At 42.2% G+C, this 10,260-nt stretch carries 5 protein-coding genes; all 5 read left to right on the top strand.

Annotated elements, in window-relative coordinates; genetic code table 11:
• On the top strand, positions 1 to 737 hold a 737-nt coding region (locus AC1DND_RS09350; protein WP_477581052.1), incomplete at its 5' end, for a YncE family protein.
• A 697-nt stretch (positions 738 to 1,434) separates the two neighbouring features.
• Positions 1,435 to 4,587, top strand: a complete 3,153-nt coding sequence (locus AC1DND_RS09345; protein ID WP_477581050.1) for a SusC/RagA family TonB-linked outer membrane protein — start codon at positions 1,435 to 1,437, stop codon at positions 4,585 to 4,587.
• A gap of 11 nt (positions 4,588 to 4,598) precedes the next feature.
• On the top strand, positions 4,599 to 6,074 hold the full coding sequence (locus AC1DND_RS09340) for a RagB/SusD family nutrient uptake outer membrane protein (protein ID WP_477581048.1): 1,476 nt from the start codon (positions 4,599 to 4,601) through the stop codon (positions 6,072 to 6,074).
• A gap of 32 nt (positions 6,075 to 6,106) precedes the next feature.
• Complete coding sequence (locus AC1DND_RS09335) at positions 6,107 to 7,762, top strand: arylsulfatase (protein ID WP_477581046.1); 1,656 nt, start codon at positions 6,107 to 6,109, stop codon at positions 7,760 to 7,762.
• Positions 7,763 to 7,780: 18 nt separating this feature from the next.
• Entirely contained in the window at positions 7,781 to 9,430 is a 1,650-nt protein-coding gene (locus tag AC1DND_RS09330) for an arylsulfatase (protein WP_477581044.1), read from the top strand.
• Positions 9,431 to 10,260: the final 830 nt, after the last annotated feature.

Raw genomic sequence — 10,260 nt, 5'->3', positions numbered from 1 at the left:
AAGGGTACACCACTAATGGCAAAGCAGGCACTTGTACCGTTTTCGATTTGAATAACTTCATTGTATCGACGCAAATTAAAGTAGGGCAGAATCCTGATGCTACTTTCTTTGATGATTATAGCAAAAAAGTAATCGTATTCAACGGCAAAAGTAGTGATGCCAGCATTATCGATCCACAAACTGATCGGGTTATCGCAACGATTCCCTTAGGTGGCAAACCCGAAGCTGGGGTTTCAGATGGGAAAGGAAAAGTATATGTAAATATTGAAGATACCGGAGAAATTGTTTGTTTTGATACAAATACCAATAAAGTTTTATCCAGGTACAAGCTAAAGGGTGGAGAAGAGCCATCTGGCTTAGCTATCGATCGTGTAACATCAAGACTGTTTACGGTTTGTGCCAACAAAGTGATGCTTATTCTGGATGCCAAAACAGGCAAACAGATTGCCTCGTTACCGATTGGTAATAATTGTGATGGTGTAGTCTTCGATCCGGCTACTAAATTAGCTTACAGTGCTAATGGAGAAGGCAACATAACAGTGGTAAAAGAGGTTTCAGCTAATAAGTTTATTGTACAGGAAACTGTAAAAACAGAAGTAGGAGCAAGAACCATTGCCATTGATTTGACTAGTCATCACCTTTTTCTGCCAACGGCAGCCTTCGAAAAAAGTACGGATGCCAACCAACGTCCACATCGTATTCCTGGAAGCTTTAAAATTATAGAAGTAGGTAAGTAGAGGTATTTTAGCTTCTATTTTGGATTGTCGAGATGCATATCGTGTTTTCTCGACATTTTTTGTTTAACCTTAATTAGAGGAATGTTTTAAGACGTTAAATCCTTATACTGAACAATCTAGAGTAAATAAAATTTTATTAATCTATAAATTCTATAGGATTTATAGAATTAAATATTATATTTGCCTGCCACCTGCAAATAACGATATGAATAAATTTTACTTTCTTTCATTTTCTACCTACGCTATCTACTGTTCGAATTACCACGAATCAATGCGAATGCGTTGTTGTTGCGCATAAATTTATAGTAAAATGGCTTTCTAAATGGCCAAACGCTCAACAATAATGCTTTGACTTAACTAGTCAAAAACCAAATTTACACCCTTATTATGAACCTTGCCTTATTTTACAGGACATCTCTTGTAATCATTCCTTTGTCTGGTTTTTTCAAGCCAGATCCGATATTACTTAACAGATACGCAGAACAAAATTCATTTGGAAAGAAATGAGCAGGCATGGTATTGATAAAGGAAAAACAAACCATTAAACAATAGGAGGATAGCATATAAGAATTTTATAAACTAAACTATATAAAAACGGGGAAACACAAATGTATCTCCCCTGGATTAAATCATCGAAACAGGTCTTCAATTGGCGTTGGCACCTGAATCAATTTACCACTTAACCCTAAACAAAAGTATGCAAAAATTTGAAGAAGTCAGGTGGCCCTATGGGTCGGCTTCGCAAGTCTCGTTACCAGTTTTCGGGCAGGAAAAGCCTGTTCGATCCAGATTATCAGTCCGTTCCTTACGCACCTTGCGCCATTTAGGAATGTTGATTATCGCTCAATTTATTTTTTCAATTGCGGTTAAAGCACAAACCGTACCGCTCATTAACTCTACCCTCAGCGGTTTGGTTACCGATTCGAAAACTAAAGAGCCAATCCCAGGTGTAGTGATCCGCATTAACGGAACTACCCACTCTGCAGCAACCGATAATGAAGGCAAATTTAGGTTCGTAACCGGACAGAAGTTTCCTTATACCCTAACAGTAAGTTACATTGGTTATAAAACCATCGAAATCATAGCAAATGGAAGTCCGATTGAAATTAAACTAGAAGAAGCTGCCAACCAACTTGATAATGTGGTGGTAGTGGGTTATGGCACGCAGAAGCGAAGCGACATTACAGGTTCCGTTTCTTCCATTTCTAAGTCGGCATTGAAACAACCCTTAAGTTCGGTAGATCAATTGTTAAAGGGTGCTGCTGCCGGTGTGCAGGTTACCCAAACATCCGGTCAGCCGGGTGGTGGCGTAAGTATCCGTGTAAGGGGCGGAAGTTCTGTACAAGGCGGAAATGAACCTTTATATGTAGTTGATGGATTTCCTTTGTACAATAGTTCGGCTTCGGCAGGCACGTTGAGTGGTACGCCACTTAATCCCTTGGCCAGTATTAATCCTTCTGACATTGAAACGGTTGATATTCTAAAAGACGCTTCTGCAACGGCTATTTATGGTTCGAGGGGAGCTAATGGTGTCGTGATCATCACCACCAAAAAAGGAAAAGCAGATCGTAGTGCGGTTACCTATGAAGGAAGTTATGGTACGCAATCGTTAAGAAAGAAGTTAGACCTCTTAAATGCACACGATTTTGCTTTGCTCCGGAACGATGCTTTGTACGATACCGACCCAACCAAAGGCCGTTTCCAGTATTTGAGTCAGGCGCAGATTGATCAGTTAGGAGCGGGAACAGACTGGCAGGCTGAAGCATTCGAACGTGCACCAACACAAAACAATCAACTCACCATCAGTGGCGGTAACCCAAAAACACGTTATCTCATTTCGGGGAATTACTTTGATCAGGACGGTATTTTAAAGAACACCGATTATTCGAGGATCAGTATCAGGGCCAATGTAGATGCCCAGCCTTTCGAAAAATTTAAAGTAAGTGCAAGTATTACCGGAAGTAAGGCCGATGCCAATGTATCTCCCTCGGGGATCATCAATGGCCTGTTGATTATGCCTGCTACTGCTTCCATTTACGATGCTTCTGGTGCTTACACCCTCCGTAATCCTTTCGAAAATATATTTGCCAACCCTATTGCCTCATTAAAAGAGCAAATTAATAAATCAACCACCAATAAATTTTTGGGAACAGCATTTGGAGAATACACTATTATTGAAGGACTGAATTTAAAAGTATTGCTTGGTGCTGATGTAAATAGTGTAAATGAGAAGAATTATATCCCATCAACCATTTATGAAGGAAGTACCATTGGTGGTTCTGCCGGAAAGGGAACTTATAATTCCTATTCCTGGTTAAATGAGAATACCCTTTCATACAATAAAGCTTTTGGTAAACATGCTTTAGATGCTGTAATCGGTTTTACGCAACAGGAATTTTCCAGTGAAACCACCAGGGCAAATGCCCAGAAGTTTGTAACCGACGATTTAACCTTTAACAGCTTACAAAGTGGTGCAACCTTGGTAGCGCCTTATTCTGATGCCACGAGATGGGTATTACATTCTTACCTGGCCAGGGTAAATTACAGTTTCGATAACCGTTATTTCTTAACCTCGAGCATCCGTGCCGATGGTTCTTCCCGTTTTGGGAAAGGAAACAAATGGGGTTACTTCCCTTCGGCAGCAGCTTCATGGAAAATCAGTAATGAGAAATTTTTCGAGTCCTTACAAAAAACAATCAGTGAGCTTAAGGTCCGTGCCAGTTTCGGTACAACAGGAAACCTGGAGATTGGTCAATACCAGTCTTTGGCAACTTTATACAGTCTCAACTATGTTTTTGGTGGCACCACCGCCATGGGTTTTGCACCTAACCGCATTGCGAACGATAAACTGGGCTGGGAAACTACCCATCAATACGATGCTGGCCTGGATATCGGCTTTTTTAACAACCGCGTCCAATTAACGTTAGATGGTTATTACAAGAAAACCAAAGATTTATTATTAAATGTAGAGATCCCCTGGACAACTGGTTATGGTACATCGCTACAGAATTATGGATCGGTATTGAATAAAGGATTTGAAATTGGCCTGAATACCCGCAACCTTACCGGCGCATTTATCTGGAATACCAATTTAAACTTTTCTGTTAACCGGAATGAAGTGCTGAGTATTGGTAATGGCGCACAGTCGTACATCAGCGGGAACTACATTGTAAAAGTTGGCGAACCCTTAGGCAGCTTTTATGGTAATGTAACCGATGGAATCCTGCAAACTGGTGAAGAAGTTACTAAAGGTAAATATACGGGTAGCGCCGTGCCAAAACCTGGCGATAGATTGTACAAAGATATTAATGGCGATGGTTTGTTTACAACCGCTGCAGATAAAGCCATTATTGGCAATGCACAACCCGATTTCATTTTTGGCGTAACCAATAATTTTGAATATAAAGGTTTCGATCTGTTAATATTTATACAAGGCTCGTATGGCAACAGTATTTTAAACTCGAATATGCAAACCCTGGAGCTGTTTACCGGGCAGCAAAATGCCTCAGCTACCGCTTTAAACCGGTGGACACCAAGTAATCCAAGTCAAACCATTCCAAGGGCCAAATTAGATCCTGCACCTGTGTTTTCCGATCGTTTTATCGAAAGCGGTTCTTTCTTAAGGTTAAAAGATGTATCACTGGGTTATACCTTGCCAAAAAAGATCGCTGCTAAGGCAAAGTTATCAAATGTATATTTCTATGTAGCCGGGCAGAACCTCCTTACCTGGACAAACTATTCAGGCTTCGATCCCGAAATTACCTCTGGAAGTAATGTATCGCCAGGAACTGATGCCGGGATTTACCCCATCGCCAGATCGGTTAGGGCTGGCTTAAGATTAACATTTTAATCTATATCGCAATGAAAAAGATAAACTTAATATATGCATCCATTTTAGCAGTAGCACTTTCGGCCTGCTCCAAGCTAGAAGAAGATCCCGATGCTGTGCTTGTTACTGCACAGTTTTACCAAAACGAAGGTCAGGCGGTTTCTGCTGTTACGGCCAATTACCGTAAACTTTACGAAAGTGGCCAATCGCTTTACAACAGTTTAATGCAGATTGGGGTAGAAATGGCTACCGACGATTATGAAGCAGGCCCAAGGGCCAGAAATGCACACGTTAGGGCCATATCTGGCTTAACTCACGATTCATCGAACGATAGGATGGAGCAGCTGTGGAAACAAAGTTACGATGCCATTAATGCTTCAAATATTGCCATCGATAAAATTGCTTTGATTGATGAGGCGAAAATTAGCTCAACTGTTAGAAAACGCTTAATTAACGAATCGAAGTTTTTAAGGGCTTTACATTATTTTAACCTGGTGCGTTGGTTTGGCGATGTACCCATTGTACTGCACGAAAATACTTCTTTAGCACCCGAAGATTTATATGTACCCAATGCGCCCGAGGCTGCGGTATATGCACAGATAATTCAGGATTTAAAAGATGCAGAATCGCTACCTGCACCGGCAGAATATAGCAGCAAAGATTTAGGAAGGGCAACTTCAGGCGCAGCCAAAAGTCTGTTGGCAAAAGTATACCTTACCCATAAAGAGTGGGCAAATGCCTTACAAAAAAGTAAAGAGGTAATCGATAGTAAATACTATTCACTGTTTGCAAATTTTGCCGATGTGTTTAATGTAGCCACCAAAAATGGTAAAGAGCATATCTTCTCRGCACAGTTTGTAGGTAACGCAGGTTTTCAGGGCAACAGTTTGGCCAGCCGTTCGGCCCCGGCAGATGTGCCCGGTATTAATGGCGATTATGCCGATGCCCTGCACACCGCTGGCGGTTTGTATACCAGTTTTGCCGATAACGATACCCGAAAGGCCATAACCTTTGTTACGCAGATGGTAAGCCCTACAAATGGTCAGTTATACACTTTTTCGCCGCAGTTTAATAAATATTACGATCCGGCAGTGGTAGGGAATCAATCGCAGTCTTCTAAAAATTTACCCATTATCCGCTATGCAGAAGTACTTTTAATTTATGCTGAAGCCTTAAATGAAGTAAATAATGGGCCAAATGCAGCAGCCTATGCCGCAATAGATGAAGTACGCCAGCGTGCAGGTATTGCTAAACTGGCCGATATTTCTCCGGCATTAACTGTAGATCAGTTTAGAGATGCTGTTTTTCAGGAGCGCAGAAAGGAATTGGTTTTCGAATACCAGCGCTGGTTCGATCTGGCCAGAAGAGGAGCCGATTATTACGTAGCCACACTCAAAGCAGCCGGAAAAACTTTAGCGGCCAAGCGCCACATCCATTTCCCTATTCCGCAACGCGAGCTTAACCTCAACCCTAAATTAAAACAGAACCCAGATTGGGTAAACTATTAATCGTCTTATTTCGGATAATAAAATTTAATCACATGAATTTTAAACAAAAATATTCCACTTTGCCCATAGCGAAAGCATGCCTGTTGGCTTTTGGCTTATTGGCTGTACAGGTTGCTTCGGCCCAGAAAAAGCAAAAACCCAATATCGTACTGGTACTGGTTGATGATCTTGGCTTTTCAGATATTGGCCCTTACGGGGCAACTGAAATAGAAACCCCCAATTTAGATAAACTCGCTGCAGGTGGTTTAAGGCTGAAAGAATTTTACAACAATTCGATCTGTGCACCAACCAGGGCATCGTTGCTCACCGGGCAGTACCAGCATAAAGCTGGTGTTGGCTTTTTTAACAATAACCTTGGGCTGGCAGCCTATCAGGGTTTTCTGAACCGCGAATCGCTTACCCTGGCCGAGGTACTTAAATCAGGCGGTTACACCACACTTATGGCGGGTAAATGGCACGTGGGCGACGATCGGAACCAATGGCCAAACCAACGCGGTTTCGATCATTTCTTTGGCTTTATCGGTGGCGCCAGCAATTATTACGAAATCGGAGAAAAAGGAACTGAAACCGTACCCTTGGTTAAAGATAACGAACCGTATTTTCTTGAACCAGGAAAATATTTAACTGAAGAGATTACCAATAACGCCCTGGGTTTCTTAGACGATCAGCAAAAAGCTAAAAAGCCTTTCTTTTTATACCTGGCCTACAATGCACCGCACTGGCCACTTCAGGCACTTCCTGCCGATATTGCCAAATATAAAGGCAAATATAAATTAGGTTGGGATTCGCTACGCGTACAACGTTACCGCAATGCCATTAAAAAAGGCCTTATCGGTAGTGATCAGAAAATTGCCGTGCATGATGACCAGGTAAAACCCTGGAACAAATTAACTTATGATGAACAGGAATATTGGCAAACCCGCCAGGAAGTTTACGCCGCTATGATCGATCATGTAGATCAGGGTGTTGGCCGTTTGCTGGCTAAATTAAAGGAACTTAAGCAGGACGAAAATACCCTCATCATTTTTATTTCAGATAATGGTGCTCAGGGCGGCAATGGTACCAGACCTTATACCCAACGCACCACTGGGCCCGTTGGTACAGCCGGATCTTACGAAACGCAGAACAGCAATTGGTCGCAAACGGGTAACTCGCCACTCCGTAATTATAAAGGTGCTCCGTACGAAGGTGGCATTAGTGCACCCTTTATTGCCTGGTTTCCGAATAAAATCAAAGCCGGAACAATTGCCAAAGGCACAGGTCACCTGATCGATCTTGCCCCAACTTTTTACGAACTGGCGGGTATCAATTATCCAAAACAGTTAAACGGCATAACCAGCAATGCCCTCGCTGGTAAAAGTTTGTTGCCATTACTTAGCGGATCAACCGATACCGTTCAGCGSGCTGCACCTTTGTTTTGGGAACGTGGTGGCAACAAAGCCGTACGGTGGGGCAAATGGAAACTCGTTTCTCCGGCAGGTTTAACCGAAAAATATGAGCTTTTCGATATCGAAAAAGATAGGGCCGAAAATGCCGATGTAGCCGCTCAACACCCCGAAATAGTAGCACAGTTAAAAGCCGCTTATGTAAAGTGGGCTGCAGAAAATGGGGTAGTAGATTACGAATTGCTTAAAACCGCACCCGCCCGGCCTGCACAAGGAAATAATAGAGGCAATCAGAATTTTTAGCATTAAATAAAGAAAAAGATGAACAAAGTTATATTAACCTGTGTAGGCGCATTATTGGCCATACAGGGTTTTGCACAAAATGCCAGGCCGTCAAAGCCTAATATTATCCTTATCCTGGCCGATGACTTGGGTTATTCAGATCTTGGCGCCTATGGCTCAGAAATTAAAACACCCAATTTAGATCGTCTCGCCAACGAGGGCCTTCGGTTAAAAGAATTTTATAACAATTCCATTTGTGCGCCAACCCGTGCTTCCTTATTAACAGGGCAGTACCAGCATAAAGCAGGAGTGGGGTATTTCGCCAACGATCTTGGGCTTCCGGCCTATCAGGGTTATCTTAATAAAGAATCGCTTACCCTGGCAGAGGTTTTAAAAACCCAGGGTTACAATACTTTAATGTCGGGTAAATGGCATGTTGCCGGTAAAGAAGTGAGTTTTCCCTGGCAGCGTGGTTTCGATCACGTAATGATGTCCGAAAATGGAAGTTATTTCGATCAGGGCGATTACGAAGGGGGTAAAAAGCGTGCCTACACCATTGACGGGAAACCCTATCCTTTAGAAGCGGGTAAATTTTACCAAACCGATGTAATTACCGAGAATGCAGTAAACTTTTTAGATCAAAGCGCTAAAGACAAACCCTTCTTCCTGTATTTAGCCTATACCGCGCCGCACTGGCCGCTGCATGCACTGCCAGAAGATATTGCCAAATACAAAGGCCGCTACGATAAAGGTTGGGATGTGCTCCGTGCCGAAAGAATTAAAAAGCAAAAAGAACTGGGTATTATTGATGGTAATTCTACGGTCTCTGAAAAAGATGCCGATATCTACAACTGGAACAAACTATCGTTCGATCAGCGTAGCCAGTGGGCCAAAAAGATGGAGATTTTTGCCGCCATGGTCGATCGTTTAGATCAGGGCATTGGCCAGGTATTAAATAAGTTAAAAGCAACCGGCGCCGATAAAAATACCATCATCCTGTTTATTTCTGATAATGGTGCCCCTGCAGAAGATCTGGTAAAATGGTATAAAGGTGCGGTGCGCAATTCGGGCCCTGTAGGTACCATTGGTTCGTACGAGTCGCAGAGTAAAAACTGGTCTTATGCTTCAAATTCGCCATTAAAAGCCTTTAAAGATTACATGTACGAAGGTGGCATCAGCTCGCCGTTTATTGCCTGGTACCCCGCTAAAATTAAAGCGGGCAGTATTAAAAAAGGCACCGGGCATATTATCGATATTGCCCCAACATTTTACGATCTGGCCGGGGCTACCTATCCTAAAAGCTATCAGGGCATTACACCCAATGCATTGGCCGGTAAAAGTTTGTTGCCGGTATTGTTTGGTAAAGATAACGAACTGAAACGCGATGAACCGCTATTTTGGGAACGTGCAGGCAATCGTGCAGTGCGTGCTGGCAAATGGAAACTGGTATCTACCTGGCCAGGCTACAATTGGGAACTGTATAATTTAGAAACCGACCGTGGCGAAATCACCAACGTAGCCAGGCAAAACCACGATGTGGTGAGCAGGTTATCGGTAGCCTATTTCGACTGGGCAAAAAGAACGGGTGTGGTAGATTTTGCCACGCTTGAGGCCAAAGAGCCACAATCAATGAAAGAGTTCCGTAAAAGTAAGGTACAGGAAGTTGTATCAGAGGGTTTCGGCTTTTAGTTGATTTTTTTTTAAAAATGTCAGTCTGAGCCTGTCGAAGACCTTATTTGTAGCCTCCAACTCCCTCATAATTTTGTAGGGGTTGGGGGCTATTTTGCAAATTAGAAGAACAAAAAACGTTGTCATCCTGAGCTTGTCGAAGGACAAATGTTTTTTGTTTCGACTATTAAAAATACCTTCTATTACATGTTCCGATTTTCATCGGCAGGTTTGGGCTAGGCTGCAATTAGTTGTGCATTTTTATTTGAAAACGAACATTCATGTCTCCGTGGGCGCTGTAGCCCCGTTATGCACTCCAATCTTTTTATTGCAAATTTTACGCAACCAGCAGCAAGAATAGGAGGGGTGCACTTATGCAATAAAAAGGATTTCCGCTGCTACCGGGTTTATTGGTGAGTGGCTTGTGGTTCTTGGCCATATAACCCGCCCTATTAATAAAATTATCCTTAGCCAGAATATACTTAAAATATACAATTTTGGCTGCGGATAAATAAATATCAACAGCCAAAATAATGCATTTAGTATGGGTTTTGGCTGCGGATAAATATGGTTTTGGTAGTATAAACCGAGGGTGCGATAATATAAGTTGCTGGTTAGCTAACTGAAACGATAAATGGTGTATTCCTATTTACTGGTATACACCATTAGTGTAATTAAGAAGCTTAAATAGTAAACTCATAACACGCATATGGATTTACTCTAGTTAATAATTTACCTATTCCGGGTCGGCACCTGTAGGCGGTGCTTCTTCCTGTAGTTTTGCAATAATCTCTTTCATTTTTGGTAAACCAAAATAATTGTGTTCTTCTATTATTTTGATTACCTCAGGG

This window comes from Pedobacter sp. 01N416 (genome assembly GCF_056399685.1).
Note: the sequence above shows the minus strand (reverse complement) of the source record. Positions and strands in the feature narration are given on the sequence as shown.